Annotated in this window: 15 protein-coding genes; all 15 read right to left on the bottom strand. The window is 46.2% G+C overall.

All coding sequences use genetic code 11. The features are described 5' to 3' along the window. Positions 1–14: 14 nt before the first annotated feature. The 15 genes from A3GK_RS0103850 to serC all read right to left on the bottom strand — a co-directional run bounded on the left by A3GK_RS0103850 (position 15) and on the right by serC (position 18,209). A complete protein-coding gene (locus tag A3GK_RS0103850; protein WP_018028167.1) occupies positions 15–446 on the bottom strand; it encodes a type II 3-dehydroquinate dehydratase in 432 nt (143 codons plus the stop codon). Between the two features lie 87 nt (positions 447–533). Further along, entirely contained in the window at positions 534–1,412 is an 879-nt protein-coding gene (locus A3GK_RS0103845) for a phosphatidate cytidylyltransferase (protein WP_040575962.1), read from the bottom strand. A gap of 12 nt (positions 1,413–1,424) precedes the next feature. Further along, entirely contained in the window at positions 1,425–2,531 is a 1,107-nt protein-coding gene (locus tag A3GK_RS0103840; protein WP_018028165.1) for an endonuclease/exonuclease/phosphatase family protein, read from the bottom strand. A 1-nt stretch (position 2,532) separates the two neighbouring features. Then, positions 2,533–3,177, bottom strand: coding sequence for a rhomboid family intramembrane serine protease (locus tag A3GK_RS0103835; protein WP_021903644.1), 645 nt, complete (start codon positions 3,175–3,177; stop codon positions 2,533–2,535). Next, positions 3,152–3,820, bottom strand: coding sequence for a rhomboid family intramembrane serine protease (locus tag A3GK_RS0103830; RefSeq protein ID WP_018028163.1), 669 nt, complete (start codon positions 3,818–3,820; stop codon positions 3,152–3,154). The genes A3GK_RS0103835 and A3GK_RS0103830 overlap by 26 nt, the downstream gene beginning before the upstream one ends. Positions 3,821–3,891: 71 nt before the next feature. Further along, positions 3,892–5,394, bottom strand: a complete 1,503-nt coding sequence (locus A3GK_RS10390; RefSeq protein ID WP_244860719.1) for a glycoside hydrolase family 10 protein — start codon at positions 5,392–5,394, stop codon at positions 3,892–3,894. 24 nt (positions 5,395–5,418) lie between these two features. Beyond that, positions 5,419–6,267: a pantoate--beta-alanine ligase gene (gene panC, locus A3GK_RS0103820; RefSeq protein WP_021903642.1), complete on the bottom strand. Its 849-nt coding sequence runs from the start codon at positions 6,265–6,267 to the stop codon at positions 5,419–5,421. A gap of 136 nt (positions 6,268–6,403) precedes the next feature. Next, positions 6,404–7,087: a lipoyl(octanoyl) transferase LipB gene (gene lipB, locus A3GK_RS0103815; RefSeq protein ID WP_018028160.1), complete on the bottom strand. Its 684-nt coding sequence runs from the start codon at positions 7,085–7,087 to the stop codon at positions 6,404–6,406. A gap of 12 nt (positions 7,088–7,099) precedes the next feature. After that, positions 7,100–10,036 carry a PD-(D/E)XK nuclease family protein gene (locus A3GK_RS0103810; RefSeq protein WP_018028159.1) on the bottom strand — a complete coding sequence of 979 codons (2,937 nt, stop codon included), beginning with the start codon at positions 10,034–10,036 and terminating at the stop codon, positions 7,100–7,102. 50 nt (positions 10,037–10,086) lie between these two features. Then, the gene (locus A3GK_RS0103805) at positions 10,087–11,505 is read right to left on the bottom strand and encodes a DUF4270 family protein (RefSeq protein WP_018028158.1); all 1,419 of its coding nucleotides are present in this window, start codon (positions 11,503–11,505) and stop codon (positions 10,087–10,089) included. Between the two features lie 79 nt (positions 11,506–11,584). Then, positions 11,585–12,433: a glycogen/starch synthase gene (locus tag A3GK_RS0103800; protein ID WP_018028157.1), complete on the bottom strand. Its 849-nt coding sequence runs from the start codon at positions 12,431–12,433 to the stop codon at positions 11,585–11,587. A gap of 773 nt (positions 12,434–13,206) precedes the next feature. Continuing rightward, complete coding sequence (locus A3GK_RS0103795; RefSeq protein WP_018028156.1) at positions 13,207–14,640, bottom strand: aspartate ammonia-lyase; 1,434 nt, start codon at positions 14,638–14,640, stop codon at positions 13,207–13,209. A gap of 127 nt (positions 14,641–14,767) precedes the next feature. Continuing rightward, positions 14,768–16,018 (bottom strand): DUF1015 domain-containing protein, encoded by a 1,251-nt coding sequence (locus tag A3GK_RS0103790; protein ID WP_018028155.1) that lies wholly within the window; start codon positions 16,016–16,018, stop codon positions 14,768–14,770. A 92-nt stretch (positions 16,019–16,110) separates the two neighbouring features. Further along, on the bottom strand, positions 16,111–17,034 hold the full coding sequence (locus A3GK_RS0103785) for an NAD(P)-dependent oxidoreductase (protein ID WP_018028154.1): 924 nt from the start codon (positions 17,032–17,034) through the stop codon (positions 16,111–16,113). Between the two features lie 110 nt (positions 17,035–17,144). Next, complete coding sequence (gene serC / locus A3GK_RS0103780) at positions 17,145–18,209, bottom strand: 3-phosphoserine/phosphohydroxythreonine transaminase (RefSeq protein WP_018028153.1); 1,065 nt, start codon at positions 18,207–18,209, stop codon at positions 17,145–17,147. Positions 18,210–18,268 lie beyond the last annotated feature (59 nt).

The following is an 18,268-nucleotide window of genomic DNA, read 5'->3' as shown; positions in this document are numbered from 1 at the left end:
TTTCTTTCTTTCTTTTACCTTCTAGCAATTAAGTGTGCAACAGCCAAGCGGTATCCATCTAGCCCAAACCCCATCAAGGTCCCTACACACACCTCGCTCAGGAGGGTGATGTGTCGGTGAGGCTCCCGTGTAGCAAGGTTGCTAATATGCACCTCTACCACAGGACACTCTATCGCACGCACCGTATCCTGTAGAGCATAGGAGTAGTGTGAGAGGGCACCAGCATTGAGAATCATCCCACTAGAGTAGGGGGCTTGGCTCTGCATATAATCAATTAAGTCTCCCTCGTGATTGCTTTGGAAGTAGACCAATTCCCATGCCGGAAATAGATCCCTCAAGCGTTCGAGGTATTCATCAAATGGGGTGCACCCATATATCTCTGGCTCCCTTGTCCCCAGCATATTGAGGTTGGGACCGTTTATGATATGTATCTGTCTGCTTTCCATGCTATCGCTTCCTTTGTCTATTGCAAAGATAATCAATTTATTCGTGGCGGAAAATAGCGGATCGTACTATCTGCATAGATGCTTCCCTTACGCCAAGATGACCAAATTAATGTAGAAAAAGGATGGGATCGCTACAAAGAGAAGACTATCAATCCGATCCAAGATGCCCCCATGCCCAGGGAGAATGTTGCCCGAGTCCTTTACTCCATAAGAGCGCTTCAAGAAACTCTCAAAGAGGTCACCGAAATTGCCAAAGAAAACAATCAACACCGCCAGCGTAATCCAGTTGGACATAGTTGCTACCTCAGGGAAAAGGGAGTGAAACCCAATAGCCCCAAGAATGGCTACCACGCCACCACCGATAGCACCCTCCCAACTCTTATTAGGGGATACACGGCGGAATAGCTTGTGCCGACCCAGTAGCGAGCCGATGAGATAAGCTCCAGTATCATTGAGCCAAATGGTTACCATAATGGGCAGTAGCCAAAAGGTGTCGGGGAAAGCAAAGTCGCTGCCTAATCGCTCAGCCACACCATATCGGCTTCCCATGGTTAGTACCAGTAGACCAAGTGGTAGAGCTGTATAAAGGTGGGCAAAGAAAGCGTGCCCCAACTCAACTGAGGGCTGCCGTTGAAGCCTATAGATCTCTCCAATCAGATAGAATAGTAGGTAGCAAAAGTAAGGGAGTAGTACTAGGAGTGTCCTTTGCCAATCCCCCGAATAGTCAACCAGTGTATAGGCGGCTAAGATAGGAAGACCAGCCACCATACCATGAACAATTCTTAGGAAAAGGGCATAGAGATTGGCCCCAGTCATCAATTGATATTCGTATGAACCTAGCATGGCGAAAAGGGCTAATACCCAGGCCATTAAATCGATCCGATTGGTCAGTATGCAACCTAAAATGATACCGACATAGACAGCTCCTGTAACCGCTCGTGAGGCTAATGATTTAAGTTTCGACATACAGATATTTTGCTAATTCCACTTGAAGTCAACAATAAGTGGATTGTGATCACTATACAATTTATATTTTGGAATACTACTTCCAATCGCTTTAATTTCCCCCTCATAAAAGAGGTGGTCAATGCGGAAAGGCATAAGCCGTTCGTTGAATGAGACAGAAAGTCCTAGCCCAGTTTCGCTATAGGCATCTCTCATCCGGCTCCTTAGCTGACTGTAGGTATAGCTCATGGGCGTATCGTTGAGGTCCCCTACAACAATTGTCGCCTGAGGCTGATACTTATTCTGTAGCTTTTCCACATCCTTTCGCACCTTACTTGCCACGCTAGCCCGTTGGTTCAGTCTAGGACCCAATCGACGCTTCACCTTGATAAATTGCTGAGGTAGATCCCTTATGCTAAAGTCTTTAATATAACCTTTGTATTCCTCTACTTCCGAACTATTAAGGCTATAAGACTCTAGATGGTTATTGACCAATAGTAGAGTGCAACCCTCCTTTAATTCAATGAGGTACCCGCACGATCCATTGTGTGACGATTCATACTCAATATCCTCTACAGCCTTGATTGGAAACTTTGACAGGATGGCTTGTGTCTTGTGAACGTGTCGGTAGGGGTAGCTACTGAAAAGGCTCCTCAGCTTCCCATCTGTTGGGAATTGGTCGGGGTATAGATTTGCCTCTTGGAGAGCTAGAATGTCGGGGTCGTAGCTTTTAATTAGTTGAGGTGCTAAGAGTGTTCCCGCTTCGTCTCTGCCCAGAAAACTCTGTACGTTGTAGCTCATCACCCTGAGGTCATACTCCTTCTTTAGACCCTTACCAAAATGAATGGGGAAGTAACTAAATATATAGCCTATTGATAGGATGAATAGCAATGTATAGCAGCCGAAGTAGAGCCACTTACGACGGAGTAGATAAAAGAGCCAAAGAAGCAACAGTCCAGCTAACAATAGGGGGTAAGCAAGATTAAGAAAGGCTGGGATCTGTGTCTTAAGTGGCGAAATAAAGGGAGAGAGCACCGCCAGAATGTAGAGTGCAATAAAGAGTAGGTTTGGAATCAACTCAATAGCACGAAATGTGGTATTGAGCAGACGAATAGTCCTATCCTTACGCATCCTCTTCATATTACTTGAGCTGCTCCTGCTCCTCCCTCGTGAGTGAATGATAGCCAGAAACCCTCGTCTTTTCCACGAGTAATTCGGCAGATGGTGTCTCCCCTAAATGCTTCTTCCGCTCAGAGAAAATAACCCATAGAGTTCCCACAATATAGCCCATCAGATGTACCCCTTGAGTCACCTGCCCTAGCTTTCTTTGCGTTGCGAAGTCAAAGACGAGCACAAATAACATTGCATAGAGTAGCCACGCTCTTTTTTGGCGAACCGACTTATAGAGCACTAGTGGCACAAGGGCGGCAATGCCAGCAGAAGCACCTACCAATACGCCATCGCCTATGAGCAGAAAGAGCAAGCCCCCTGAGAGAATGCCGCAAAGAAATAGGCCCAGTACCGTACGGTTACTAATGCCACAACCCACAGAAAAGAGTAGTAGCATCAAGAGCATCCCCACATTGATTACTATATGACGCCAATAGGTATGCACAAAGCCGTAGGTCACTAGGCTCCACGGCTGGCTGAGAAAGGTACCCCCATCACTAGGAAGTACTAGCCTGCTGATAGCCCCGTTCCCCCACGATATCACTACCCAATAGAGCAGAAGTATCGGGATAAGCAGTGCAAATCGTCTATTAGTAAAAGTCTTGCCAGCCATCATCGAGTTGTCGTGCTCTAGCTCTCTTTTCCCAAAGTTTGATTAGAATAAATCCGAAGAGCATCCCCCCTAGGTGGGCAAAGTGAGCTACTCCATCTGCCGAGCCTGTCACTCCCAAGAAGAGCTCCATCACACCGTAGCCGATTACCAGCCATTTTGCCTTGATAGGAATAGGGATAAACATAATGAAGAGAGGCACATTTGGAAACATCATGCCGAAGCCGAGCAAAATGCCATATACCGCACCACTGGCCCCTATCGTAAGCAGCTGCTCAAGGAGGTAGGGTGGGTATCCCGCAAAGCTAAAGCTCCACACCAGCTCCTGCATCAGCCCTGCACCAATACCTGTAATGAGGTAGAAGAGGAGAAATCGCCAACTGCCCCACAACCGCTCCAACGTATTGCCAAACATCCAAAGGGCAAACATATTGAAGAATATGTGACCCAGTCCTGGGGCGTGTAAAAACATATAGGTGACCAGCTGCCAAATCCTAAAGGAGTCAGACCCAATATAGTGCAGACCCATATTCCAGGTGAGGTCATACCCTATCCTTGGTAAAGCAGACTGTGCTAGCCAGCATATCACATTGATGATGATGAGGTTTTTCGTAACATCCGAAACCCTATCTCGTAACTCTATTCTCATCCTATTTATCCTCTATTTGCGTGCTTACTACTTCACAAAGATACTCTTTTTTCTCGTTCTTTCCTATCTCTCTACTGCACGGGGGCCTCCTCTTCCCTTTCCCTATAGTAGTAGACCCCTCCAGTCAGCGGAAGTACTTCTAGTTGAGTTGATAGATCATACTCACTTACTTTGATACCGATGAGCTGACCCCGCTTCAAGACACTCCATGGGATAGTTGCTTCCTCTTTAGTTGTAACAAGAAAGGGGGCTTCTACCCCATTTGGCACCTCTCCATCGTGTGAAAGATAGAGCGCAAATAATTGTCCCTTACTACTTCCATGCCACGCCACATGTAGCCCATTAGGCCGTCCCTCAATCTGTAGTTCCTGGCCATCGAGCCAGTCCATCCATACTCCTCTATCGAGGGGCAACTGTGCTCTTTTATCCCAAAATTCTCTCAATGGTGTAGACAAACCAATGCCATGCGAGATGGCGTGCTCTGCTCTGAAAAGAGCCACCCCAGCAATATTGGAGAGACTATCAAGATAATTGATCTGATCCATCACCTCATTCTTGGGCCAATTACCCTCTCGCTCCAATACCATATAGGGTGCCAAGCCCACTACTAGCGGCACATTGAGTAGCTTTTGCCACTCCTTCACAAAAGGGTAAAAGCGTTCGCCACGAGAGTACATCATCGGCACCACGAAGTCGATAATACTATCACGGCACCAAGCCACTGGGTCTTGCCAAGCCTCATTCATGGCGGTCCAACCACTATACTTCAGCCCTGGCACATTGTCGTAAGTGCCAATCACCGATGCACTCAGTAGCACGTCAGGGTGTCCCTCCTTAGTCGCTTTATGAAGAGCCTTCACCAGTTGCGTAATATTGTCCCGACGCCACTCGTCTAGGCTCTTGCCTCCGCCACTCTTTCGATACTCATCGGCATCGGGAAATTGCTTTGCTCTATCGGGGTAGCGAATATAGTCGAGGTGTATGCCTGCTAGAGAGTAGCGATCAAGTAGTTCCCGAATGAGACTGCTGAGTAACTCAGCAGTACTTGCCTTAGCTGGGTCTAGATACCAGCCCCGTTTATACCTCGCCATCTCATTGCGGTACTTTTTGGGAAAGCTCCACGACGGCATGCTATTCACCTGCTTGTCATTGCCCATGGGCGTCACTGCCACCCACGCATGCACCACCATTCCTCGTTTGTGGCACTCTTTGATGGCAAAGTCAAGGGGATCGTAGCTCAGTTGGTAGCTACTACTTACAGGCACAAAGTCGCCACTCATCGGCTCAATCTTTGAGGGGTAAATGACCCGCCCTCTACTACGCACCTGCAGAAATACGGTATTGATGCCCAGTTTTTGAAGCTGGTCTAGCATCCGTACCAATTCTGCCTGCTGCTGTCTCTCTCCTGATACGCTAGTGGCGGGGCGGGAAGGCCAGTCAAGACCGTAGTTTGTGGTAAGCCACACCGCTCTCATTTCATACTTTCTGCCTACCTCTGATGCCCACAATGATGATGTGGAGAACCAGAGGAAACCCACAAGGAGTAGAGCGACTATTTGTCTCTGCCTACTCACAGATTGCAACTTGCTCACCCTCTATTATCCTTCGAATGAGATGTGGTCAATCAAGCGTACTTCACCGCAGTAGACTGTGATACAGCCAGTAGTATTGCCGTTCCAGGCCTTAGCCTCCTCCAGAGTGTCGCTGTTGACGATGCTAAAGTACTCCACCCGAAGGAGCGGGTCTGCATTTATCTGTTTCACCACAGCCGCATGTACCTCTGCCACACTCTTGCCAGATTCCTTCAGTCGCTTTCCCTCTTGCAACGCCTCGTAGATCTTAGGGGCTGCCGCACGCTCCTCCTCAGAGAGTCGGCGGTTGCGGGAACTCATCGCTAGACCATCACTCTCACGAATAACCGGGCAAGAGATAATCTCAATATCCGCCAAGTCGGGGCATAGAGCACACATTCTCTTGATGACCGCAATCTGCTGAAAGTCTTTCAAGCCAAAGTAGGCTCTATTGGGTCGAACCAAGCGGAAGAGTTTGCTCACTACCCATACCACGCCACGGAAGTGGCCAGGTCGGTGTGCACCCTCCATCACCTCTCCTACACGTCCGAGGTCTAGGTTAGGTGCCTCCTCTCCTTCCTCATACATATCCTCGGCAGTTGGAGTAAAGACAATATCTACACCCACCTCGCCCAGTAGTTTCAGATCCTCCGCCATATCGTGCGGATAGGTCTTCAGGTCGTTGGGGTCATTAAATTGCGTGGGGTTCAAGAAAAGACTCACCACCGTTAGTTCGCATTCACGCAAACTACGCTCCACGAGGCTCATATGTCCCTCATGTAGTCCGCCCATAGTAGGTACAAAGCCCACCAGTTTCTCCCCTCTTATCTCATTTAGCTGAGCTACTAGCTCCGCTTTAGTCATTGCTATCTTCATAAGTCAATACAATTACCATTCTCCATATTCCCCTAACTAATACTATTCTACACAAAAGTAAAGATAATTTATGACACTCATCACAAAGAGTGGGCAAAAACGACTGTTCCCACCTTGCTACAGAGACTTTACCAAATTAGATGGCTATATTTCTCTGGAATATCTCTTGGAAGCTCTCTATAAGGTCCTCCTTAGCTTGCTTCATAGAGATTTCGTGCTGAGCCTCAATAGAAAGATTGGTAACCCCTCTATCCGTAAATCCGCAGGGGTTAATCACATTAAAGGCTTGAGGTGGTGTGCTAACGTTAAAGGCGATGCCGTGCATGGTAACAAACCTGCTAGCTTGGATCCCGATGGCGCATAGTTTGCGTGGCCGTTGAGAAGGATCTACCCAAACACCAGAAGCCCCATGCATCCGCTCCCCTTTTACACCATACTTAGCAGCCACATTAATGGCCACCTCTTCAAGTAACTCAACATAGCGACGCAGTCCTATCCCTAGCTCCTCGAGATCAAATATAGGATAAATTGTCCACTGTCCAGGCCCATGGTAGGTGACATCCCCTCCTCGCTCTATCTGGTAGCATTCTATTCCTTGGGCGTGAAGGCGCTCAGGAGAGAGTAGGATATTATGCGGGTCGGCATGCTTACCAAGTGTGAGCACAGGGTGATGTTGATTGAAAATCAGATGGTGCTGCACTGGTAGGTGTTGTCGCTTTGCTTCAAGGGCTTTCTGGAAGAGATCCTTTTGCTGAGCAAGTGAGTCTTGGTAACTAATGAGCTGACCTGTGGGGCTATTGTCAATGAGTTGAATATCCATAGTAATATATAGTTATCTGTTTGGAAAGAGCTTTGCCTTATTGCAGAGCTCTCTACCAGCACAGTAGTTGCAGCTATTCTTTCGGTTGTTGGGAATAAATTCATCATCTGTTTCGGCGATACGACGAAAGGCTTCATTCAATTGCTCTTTGAATCCTGTCTCAATCAGACTAAAGCTATCAATTGTCTCATTTTTAGTCTTGTCAATATTGTGTACAAACCAGCCCTGATCGGCATCGCGTACTTTGATGAGCATAGGAGCGATATCCTTGACCGCTTTCTTTCCATAAGCCTCTAGATACATCACGCAGTAGGTGAGAAGCTGTATGGCAGCCCTATCAATATTGCTGTTTTCGGGGTCAAAACTTCTTTCGAGGTTAAACTCTAGTTTATCGCTACCAGTCTTGTAATCTACCAGTCTTATTTTGCCCTGCTTGATATCAATACGGTCGATGGTGCCACGTAGATGGATGCATTCTCCATTTTGTCCGTAAGAATACAGTGTGGATATGGTCTGTTCCCCTCCGCAGTAGGTAAAAGGGGCGTTTTTGTTGATGTCCAGTTGAATGGTATTTTGGACGTCTTGAAAGATGAGGTCTTTGTACATCTCAAAATAACCATTGAATTGGGTTTCATCTGTCTGATAGGCTTTATAGTAAGCTTCTCGGACGGCATTGATGATAAGGTCGGGTTTGTCAAGAATCCCCTTTAGATGTTCTTTGGTCACCACGATTCCATTAAAGCCATTATACAGTATCTCAAGGGCTTTGTGGGTAATGGTTCCGACATCATTTTTTTCTAGTACATCGGTGAGCTCGTCTGGGTCCCGTAGTCCAAGAATGTTTTGGTAGTAAAACTTTCGGGGGCAGGTGAGGTAGTTGATGAGAGCACTCGGAGAGAGCCCATACTTGGATTGCGGCTCTTTACTAGTCAACTGGGCTCTATATGCTTGGATCTTCTGAAGGTCGGGCTGTAGCTCTTTAGAAGGTATGGGAGAAAGTGGAAAGTAGGCATTGTACCGCTTGGCTGACACTCCGTAAATATGAGTGAGAAGTGTAAGGTAACGAGAGGGCTCTCCGCTAGCTCTTGCCGTTTTACGAGAATCATAGAGGGCGTACAGTCGCTCACTTCGCCCAATCATGTGGAAAAAGTTGTAAGCACGGATAGCATCTTGCCATTTGTAGGTGGGGAGCCCTTTCTCATACCGTATGTTCTGAGGAATGAGTCCATATTTCCGGCTTTTGGCTGGTAAGAGCCCTTCGCCCGCATCCATCACGATGATATTCTCAAAGTCTATGGAGCGTGCCTCCAATATTCCCATCACTTGTACCCCTTCAAGAGGTTCGCCTGAGAATGGAATTCGAGCTTGAGAAATAGTGGTATGAATAAGGTCGTGTAGGAGGGGTAGGGTGAGCTGATTTCGTGCCGTTTCGTGGGCCGTAACAAATCTGTCGAGCGAACCTTTGATCTCCAGGAGTAGCTCTTCTACCACGGTAAGAGCCATTTTGATGGTAGCATCATCGTAAAACTTCTCTTGAAGGTGTGTGAGTAGCGTGAGCGTATTATGTAATAGGTCACCTTGCTCGGATCTGTCAAGGTTGAAAAGCAGGCGTAGGTCTTGGTGCTGCTCTATTTCAATCGCCTGAGAGAGCTCCTCCTCTGTGAAGTAGAGCTTCTTAGAGGTTTTAGGGTTGAGTAGCTTGGTGGTATCAAAAGTGCCTTGATCTAGCTCCAGCCCGAAGAGATCAATTAATTCCTCCCGCCGCCAAATGGGCATCTCGTTCTTCCGACGTCCATAGGCTAATCTCTGGAGATTCAGGAGGTGTAGTAGCTTGGCGATAATCGGAAGGTACTTGATGGGAAAGCCCATAGTGATATTGAGCTTGAGGGGAGCTTTCCCAACTTCACTATCCTGTAAGTTGGAAAGGAGATTGGTGAGCTGGCTTTCATCTGGAAGGATAATGGCGGTATTGGGGTCGCGTAGGTTGATCAGCTCATCGGTCTGTAGTTGTGGGATAATCTTTTGAGCAATATAATTTGCTTGACCTAGTTTGGAGGGGATAGAGATAATATGTAGCTGTGGCTGGTGTCGTGAGTTTTTATCTCTCGTATAAGCCAGCTTATCATCTGTAGGCTCAGGGAAAAGGCTATCTCTTACTTTTCTGTTTTTACCTGTAAACTTCTGCTGTACGAGGTAGCTATCATAATCCCAATAAAAAAGGGTCTCGCTATTTTCCTTGAAGTGCTTGAGTATCCTTTGCTCGCTTTGTGAAAGCGCATTGAGTCCGATAAATACATTGACCTTGGACTCTTTGAATAGCTTTAACTCCCCATTCTCTAGTCTTTGGGTAATGTCACGCATAAGCATGCCATTATAGACCAGCCTCTCGTCTTGGAGGGTTTTCTTGAACTGGGTGTAGATTTCAGGGACGTACTGCCAAAAAGCCGTATATCCCTTGTCTAGGTTTTTCTCGAAGTTAGGTGCATATTTTTTTAGAGCGTCAATCTGATCTTGGTTCAGTAGATCCTTGGCTGGTATCGTGAGCTCATCGAGTAAATCCATATTCTCAAATATCGATAACGCATCGGCAAGATGATTGTCGATATCATTGAAGTCAGCCAAGAGTTGCTTCCCTATTTCGTAAAAGTTCTCAAAGCTATATTCACTCTCTTTGTATACTAGCTTATAACTGGTGTAGAGGTGGTAGATGAGTAGCAACTCATTATTGACATTCTCCTCCGGAAGATGGACTGCCCGCCTCAAAAAAGCGCCTAGTGTCGTTACCTCAGGAAGTAGTAGCAACTCGTCTCCTGCCACTTGCCTGAGATAGTGGAGAAAGAAATGACCGGATCTTTTGTTGGGAAAGAAGAAACGGTACTTATAGAGTTGCTTGCCTTCGGTCCGAAAGAAATGCTGTGCTAGTCCCCTGAGGTATGAAGTGTGGCTCATAGTGATGCTACAAAACTTTTATGGTGTGGAAATGCCAGCTTTCTGATCAATTAGAAGGGCTTACCCTCTTTACGCTGTATGATAGTAGCTTCGAGCTTAGTATTCTGTGGGGTGATAGCAAACTTAACTGCTGAAGGTGGCACCAAGTGGGTAAGACTAATGGTGGCTCCTCCTGCATCTTGGCTCGCTTTCGTTAGCTCTACAGGAAGGATATAGACCTCTAGGTCTTTATTCGGTTCCTCTTTGATATGCTTGATAATAGCAGAGCCAATATTGCCGAAGTGATAGGTGCTGGAACCCCTTACGACCATCTCGCCGATAAATGAGGTATAGGCAGCTCCAAGTGAGTTTTCAGTTAACTCCTTTTCAAAAAACGTCTTGGTACTATCTACTGGTAGCATGAGAAGGGTTTCGGGAATGCCATATTTTGTGGCAGTAGCCGCTGAGGCGGTAGTCCCTTGCAGGGTATATGTGACTGCATTGAGTGTGCGGGAGTAGCCTGCTGGCGCCTCTTTTAGCTCCTTGGCAATCGCGCGAGTAGGTAGTGTGGCTTTTATCCAAAGACCTGCTGGTGCTTTGATAGTAGCAAATCCTTGATCCTTAAGTAGCTGATCCACTCTGAAATTGGCAAAGCGCGATAGCTGTGGTACCTCCGAGGTGTGTATCAATCTCTGTGCAAATGGCTTGATCTCTTTCTTCTTTTTCTTGGTTTTGGTATCCTCTACCTCAACCTCCTTGGAGTACCAAAAGGCTAGCTCAGTACTGGTGACTCTTATGACACTTCCTTGCCCCGCCGTAGTGTGGAGGTATAGGCCAGAGAACCACTGGTCAAAAGCGGCCTGATTGGCAAAGACGGGGTCTCCAGCTTTGGAGCGTGTGAAGAACTCCTCCCCTAGTTCCTTGGGGAGTGCAATGGAAAGCATATAGTTTCCTTTTCCGGAATTATCTTTTATCCTCTGTGACCCTCTGCCTGCCCAGTAGGAAAGGGAGCCGAGCTCTTCTCCTACATACTCCTTTACCTCTGTGATAGAGTATTTATTATGCTTCAGTGGCTGCTTAACTCGGTTGGCAGTCACGGTCATGCTGGAGATAGTATCACCAGCAAATCCGTCGTAGTAGATGTAGAGCATTACGGAGTCAATGCCAGTGATGACTGACTCGTCTTTGAATCTAAATCCGCTAGGAATGCGAAACTGGGTTAGATACTCTGTCTCAATGCCCCCGAACTCTTCGCTGGACATCCGACCTAGGTAGCCCAATGCACTACCTACATAGATATCATTATTCCCAGCTTCGGTACCTGCTGGTACGGTGCGAAGTGTGAGTGCAAAGTCTTTGCTTATGGGCTCTCCCTTAAGATATTCAGGGAGCAAATCCAATCCAGTGGCATGTTGATCATTTTCACAACCCACTAGGAGTATTGCTAGCACTACTCCTACACTTAGCCAACCTTTTATAGTTCTATTCATATATTTGCTCTATATATTGATAGCCTTTTATACAGCTATCCTACCGAATTTTATTATTGGAAAAACATCTTTTTTGTCCCTATTCTTCACTCTCTTCCTCTTCTTCTTCACCAATAATGCTATTGTAGAAGTCTGCTACCGACTCTATCAATTGGTCATCGCTTTGGAAGTCAAGTACACTCTTCCCTGAGCCCTCTATTGCAGCAATAAGTTCTTCAGAACTATTGGTTTTGGAGTAGATGATGCCATCCACATATTGTAGAATAAGCTCTACAAGTGCTTCCCGATTAAGTGCCTGCCCATCCAGAAGTGGGTGCTTGATCTGGTCATACGCCAGTACCTCGGTGAGTTGTTCATCAAACGGATACTCTGGAGCTGTATCGTAAGCAGAGTAGACGATCTTGGCACGGGAGAGGGCTGGGTCATCCTTGAGTAGTGTCCTCAAATAAAGGGGGGCTAATCCGGTGAACCAACCGTGACAGTGGATCACATCGGGTACCCATCTTAGTTTCTTTACGGTCTCAAACACTCCACGGATAAAGAATACGGCACGCTCTACATTATCCTCGTAGTAGGTGCCTTTTTCATCTGTGAATACCCCTTTTCTACCAAAGAAATCCTCATTATCAATAAAGTAGACCTGCATACGCTGTGGCATCAGGCTCGCTACTTTCACCACTAGCTGGTGTACTTTGTCATTGACAGTAAGATTGACACCCGATAGACGGATCACCTCATGAAGTTGGTGGCGACGTTCGTTGATCACTCCATAATTGGGCATAAATGTACGGATATCATTGCCTCTACCCATGATGCCCAAAGGGATAAGTTTTGAATCCTTACCTACCTTACTATCCTCTAGGTAGGGATAGATTTCTTGTGCTAAGTATAGCACCTTCTTCCTTGCCTGTCGCCGTTTCCTTATCATTCTTTTTCTCCTTTGTTTTTAATATATATCTGCCAATTCCCTCGCTAAATAACTTGGCAAACATCCGTCTTAATAGGCTACTCATCCCCCATTAAACTCCTCAAAGTTACTCATTTTTCAGCACATAGGCAAAAGTCGCTATTTATCGTATGGAGGCAATTTCATGTTGTCGTTGCTCTGTTAGCTACTAATTCTTGTGAGCTACTCCATCATCGTTGGGCAACTCTTCCAATCTCATGTTTTAGAGGTTAATTGTCCAAGAGATAAGAAAGGAAAAGTTTAGTTGCAACTAAGCAAATGACGAGTTGCAACTAAGCAATCGGTGAGTTGCAACTAAGCATTTGCTGAGATGCAACTAATTTGGGGCTAATTTATACGACTGGATATCAGCTTGTTATAAAATGACTCTTGGCATTGGCTAACTCCTTCGTTTGATATTCTCAATGATTGAGAATATCAAACGAAGTGCCATTCTCGCACATTTGAATCAAATGCGCTGAGACTTTGAACGAAGGATGAGATGCAAGGCCTGAGGGTGAGGGCAAGGTGCCGTAAGGCACCAAGGCCCAACTAGGGCGCTGGGAGCGTACTCACGTACGTGACCGAGCCCGAATCCCGAAAGCAACGCCGCAGATCGTCTTCGTGCAACAGTCTCTGATTGATTCTAATCGCTTAGTCCTAGCTACTGGCTTTCGGTGGAAAGTGTAAAAAATAGGGGTGGCATGTCTATGACACACCACCCCTATGGCAGTATCCATTATGTGGATATAGGATTAGTCCTCGAAGTTTTTGAGAGGCTTGATATCTAGACGTACTGGCTTGATCAGGTTTTCTGGCGCTAGTATTTGGTCTAGTTGCTCCTTGGAGAGGATGCCCTTTTCTAATACAATCTCTACGATGCCTTTGCCGGTGTTGATCGCTTCCTTGGCAATCTTAGTAGAGTTCTTATAGCCGATGTATGGGTTAAGTGCCGTAACAACACCAATGCTACTATGTACTTGCTCTTCGGTAATGTTTTTATTGGCAGTGATGCCATCGATACAGAGTGTGCGAAGAGTATCGCAAGCCTCTACCAATAGGCGAGCACTCTCAAAGCAGCACTGTGCCATAATTGGCTCCATGGCATTGAGCTCCATCTGTGAAGCCTCACCAGCCATCGTAACGCACATATCATTGCCTATGATCTTCATAGCAACTTGAGTCACTACCTCTGGGATCACTGGATTGACCTTACCAGGCATGATGCTGGATCCTGGCTGACGTGCAGGAAGGTTGATCTCGCTAAGTCCTGCTCTTGGACCACTAGATAGGATACGAAGGTCGTTGGATATCTTGCTGAGCTTTACAGCGATTCGCTTGATGGCTCCAGAGAAGCCAATCATGTGTGAGGTATCGGAAGTGGCAGCAACCATATCCTTTGCCATCTTCACCTTCCACCCAGTGATCTCACTCAATGCTTCGGCACACGCCTCGCGATAGCCAGGCACTGAGCAGATACCTGTACCGATAGCAGTGGACCCCATGTTGTTTACCAATAGTTGGTCGCAAGCATGCTTAAGGTTGGGTAGCTCTTCCTCAAGAATGGAAGCAAACGCGTTGAAGGTCTGACCCAAGGTCATAGGCACTGCATCTTGTAGCTGAGTACGCCCCATCTTGATGATCTTCTTAAACTCTTTTCCTTTGGCCTTGAAGCTCTTGATCAGATCTTCAATGTGAGGAATCATCTCAACATAGGTGGTATAAAGACCTAGGTGGATGGCTGTTGGGTAAGCGTCATTCGTAGACTGTGATAGATTGGTGTGGTCGTTAGGGCTGAGGTGTTTGTAGTCGCCTCTCTCGTAGCCCATAATCTCTAGGGCACGGTTGGTGATGACTTCATTGGCATTCATATTGGTGGAAGTACCTGCACCTCCCTGAAACATATCTACCACAAAGTGCTCGTGATGCTTGCCAGCCAGGATTTCGTCACAAGCTTGCTCAATAGCTTTAGTTTGCTTATCGGTGAGTAGGCCCAGCTTATGATTGGCCATCGCTGCCCCTTTCTTGGTAAGAGCTAGTCCCTCAACGAAGTGTGGATAATCGTTGATTTTGAATGGCGAAAACTTAAAGTTGTCAATGGCACGTGCCGTTTGTACACCATATAGGTGGCTATTATCTAGCTCCACCTCGCCTAGTAGGTCGCTCTCTACTCTCTTTTTTGATGACATAATAATATTGCGAAATAGTAATAAATATAGAAAGTGAGCACAGTCCCCGCGGTGGGGAGTGTGTCACTTTCTCTTTGTTTGGTATTTAGATATAATAAATTCCTGCTAATCGTAGCATAGCTGCTGCTTACTCCTCCTCTAATGAGTGGATAACTAGTCCGGAGCGAAGTTTTGGCTCGAACCAAGTGGTCTTTGGAGGCATGATATTACCAGTATCGGCAATATTGATAAGCTGATCCATAGTCACTGGATAGAGTGCTAGGGCAGCGATCATCTCTCCACTATCTACACGGCGCTTGAGCTCCTCTAGTCCGCGGATACCGCCTACAAAGTCAACTCTGTTGCTGGTACGAAGATCCTGAATATCTAGAAGGTCGCGAAGGATGTAATCACTTGAAATGGTTACGTCGAGGACACCAATTGGATCATTATCATCATAAGTGCCTTCCTTAGCGGTTAGTGAATACCAGTGACCACCGAGGTAAAGTGAGAAGTTGTGTAGTTTATTGGGGTGATAGATATTAGTTCCCTTATCTTCAACCACAAACTTATCCTTTAGCTTCTCTAGGAATTGAGCGGGAGTCATTCCGTTCAGATCCTTTACCACACGATTGTAGTCTATGATGTGTAGGTGGCTTGCTGGGAAGCAAACAGCCATAAAGTAGTTGTACTCCTCATTGCCAGTGTGGTTGGGGTTTTGCTTACGCTTTTCATCACCAACAAGTGCGGCAGCTGCAGATCTGTGGTGTCCATCAGCGATGTACATGTAAGGGATCTCCTTGAAAGCCTTGGTGATGGTCTCAATGTCCTTATCGTCACTAATCACCCAGAAGGTGTGTCCAAATCCATCTATATCAGCAACAAAGTCGTACTCTGGAGTAGTTTTTTTGTACTTGTCAATGATGCCCTGTAGGGTGGTATTATCCTCAAATGCAAAGAATACAGGCTCTACGTTGGCATTGTTGACGCGCACGTGCTTCATACGATCTTCCTCTTTATCCTTACGAGTAAGTTCGTGTTTCTTGATCCTGCCTTGCATATAGTCATCTACGTAAGCACCAAGTACGATACCATACTGTGTCCTACCATCCATAGTCTGTGCATAGATGTAGTAGCATGGCTTTTCGTCTTTTACGAGCCACCCTTTCTCTTGGAATAGTGCAAATTGCTTTGCAGCCATCTCATACACATCCTCATCGTGCTCGTCCTTTCCCACAGGGAAGTTGATCTCAGGGCGGATTATGTGGTAAAGCGACATCTCATTGCCCTCTGCCTCCTTGCGAGCTTCGTCGGAATTCAGTACATCATAAGGGCGAGAATTAACCTTTTCTACTAGGTTTTTTGGAGGGCGAATGCCTCTAAATGGTTTAACGATCATATCTTTCTTATTTGTATTGAGGAGTGGGGGGTAGGTAGATGGAGTGCGACTTTTTTAGCCATCACTCCATCTGCTTACCTTACTACTATGATTTACTTATTTACTCTGAACTTTTCGTTGCCAGTAAGAAGATAGCTAGCGATTTGAGAAGCAGCAGCCATACCGGCATTGATATTAGCCTCTGCGGTTTGTGCACCCATCTTCTTGGCAGTTGAGAAGTACTGCTTACCAAACTTCTCTATGATCTCAGCCTCTGCATCTGGCTTCACGTCGGTGAGGTAGCTAAGGTCTGGACGCTCTGCTAGTACCTTCATGAGGTCAGCCTCATTGATAAGGTCTTTACGAGCAATATTTACTAGGATAGCCCCCTTTGGCATAGCGCTCATTAGCTCATAATTGATCATGCCCTTGGTGTTAGCTGCAGATGGCATAGCAAGTACCATGATGTCGCAAACCTCAAACATTGCCTTGCGATTTACGAAGAACTCATAGCCATCCTTAAAGAAATAGTCTGCTGGGGTTGAACGGCTGTATGCATATACGTGCATACCGAAGCCCTGAGCGATACGAGCAGCATTTTCACCGATATTACCATAGCTCATCACACCTAGGCGCTTACCCATAAGCTCGCTACCGGACGCTCCAGTGAAGTTCTTACGCACATGATAGAGTAGCATGCCAAATACGAGCTCCGCTACAGCGTTGGCGTTTTGTCCAGGGGTGTTCATCACTACTACATTGTGCTTTGTAGCTGCATCACAGTCTACGTTGTCGTATCCTGCACCAGCACGCACTACGATCTTAAGGTTCTTAGCAGCCTCAATTACTTCTGCATCTACCTTGTCGCTACGTACGATCATAGCGTCAACGTCCTTTACAGCGTCTAGTAGTTGGCTTTTATCTGTGTACTTCTCTAGCAGTACAAGTTCAAGACCGTTATTCTCAATGATGCCTCTAATCTTCTCTACAGCTACAGGTGCAAATGGTTTTTCAGTAGCGATTAATACTTTTGCCATATTTTCTATATTCGTTATTTAGTGTATTTGGTATTTTGATATAAACCGCGTCCACGGAGCAGTGGTCATGACCACTGCTCCATAGATGCGGCATTAATGATTGACTGTGATCAGATCTTCTTCTCAAACTCCTTCATCACATCTATCAGAGCCTTTACGCTCTCGATAGGAAGTGCGTTGTATGTAGAGGCACGGAAACCACCAACGGAGCGGTGACCCTTGATACCCATCATACCACGAGAAGTAGCTAGGTCTAGGAAGTCCTTCTCAAGCTCCTTGTACTCATCCTTCATCACAAAGCAGATGTTCATAAGTGAACGATCCTGCTCACGAGCAGTACCACGGAAGATCTTAGAGCTATCAATAGCATCATAAAGAAGAGCAGCCTTCTCCTCATTTCTCTTCTGCATTGCAGGGATACCACCTAGGCTCTTGTACCATTTAAGGGTTTGAAGAGCTACATAGATTGGGAATACTGGAGGAGTATTGAACATGCTACCCTTGTCAATATGAGTCTGGTAGTTGAGCATAGTAGGAAGGTCGCGATCTACCTTACCAACAGCATCCTTCTTTACTACTGCGAAAGTAACACCTGCAGGGGCAAGGTTCTTCTGCGCACCACCATAGATAAGGTCGTACTTAGATACGTCTACTGGACGGCTAAAGATATCAGAAGACATATCGCAGATAAGAGGAACATTAACCTCTGGATCCTTCTTGATTTCTGTACCATATATGGTGTTATTGGAAGTGTAGTGGAAGTAGTCTACATCACCTGGCACGGTGTACTCAGGGATATGAGTGTAGTTGTCGTCCTTAGAGCTTGCTACTACTACTACCTCACCTACGCGCTTAGCCTCCTTGATGGCCTTGCTTGACCATGTGCCTGTATCTAGATAGGCAGCTTTCTTATTAAGGAAGTTGAGTGCACTCATGTAGAATTGTAGGCTAGCACCACCTCCAACGAAAACAACCTCGTGTGTCTCAGGAACGTCTAGAAGCTCCTTGAAGAGGGCTACGGTCTCGTCCATTACGGCTACGAACTCCTTACCTCTGTGAGATACTTCTAGGATTGAAAGGCCAGTACCTGCAAAGTTTTCAACTGCCTTGCCAGCCTCTTTGATTACTCCCTCATTTAGGATTGAGGGACCAGCATAAAAATTGTGCTTTTTCATTGTCACAGTGTTTCTTAAAGTGTGAATAAACGATAATGATTTTATATTCGATGATAAAG

It is taken from the genome of Porphyromonas somerae DSM 23386 (assembly GCF_000372405.1).
Taxonomy (GTDB): domain Bacteria; phylum Bacteroidota; class Bacteroidia; order Bacteroidales; family Porphyromonadaceae; genus Porphyromonas_A; species Porphyromonas_A somerae.
This window is presented reverse-complemented; position numbering and strand designations above follow the sequence as displayed.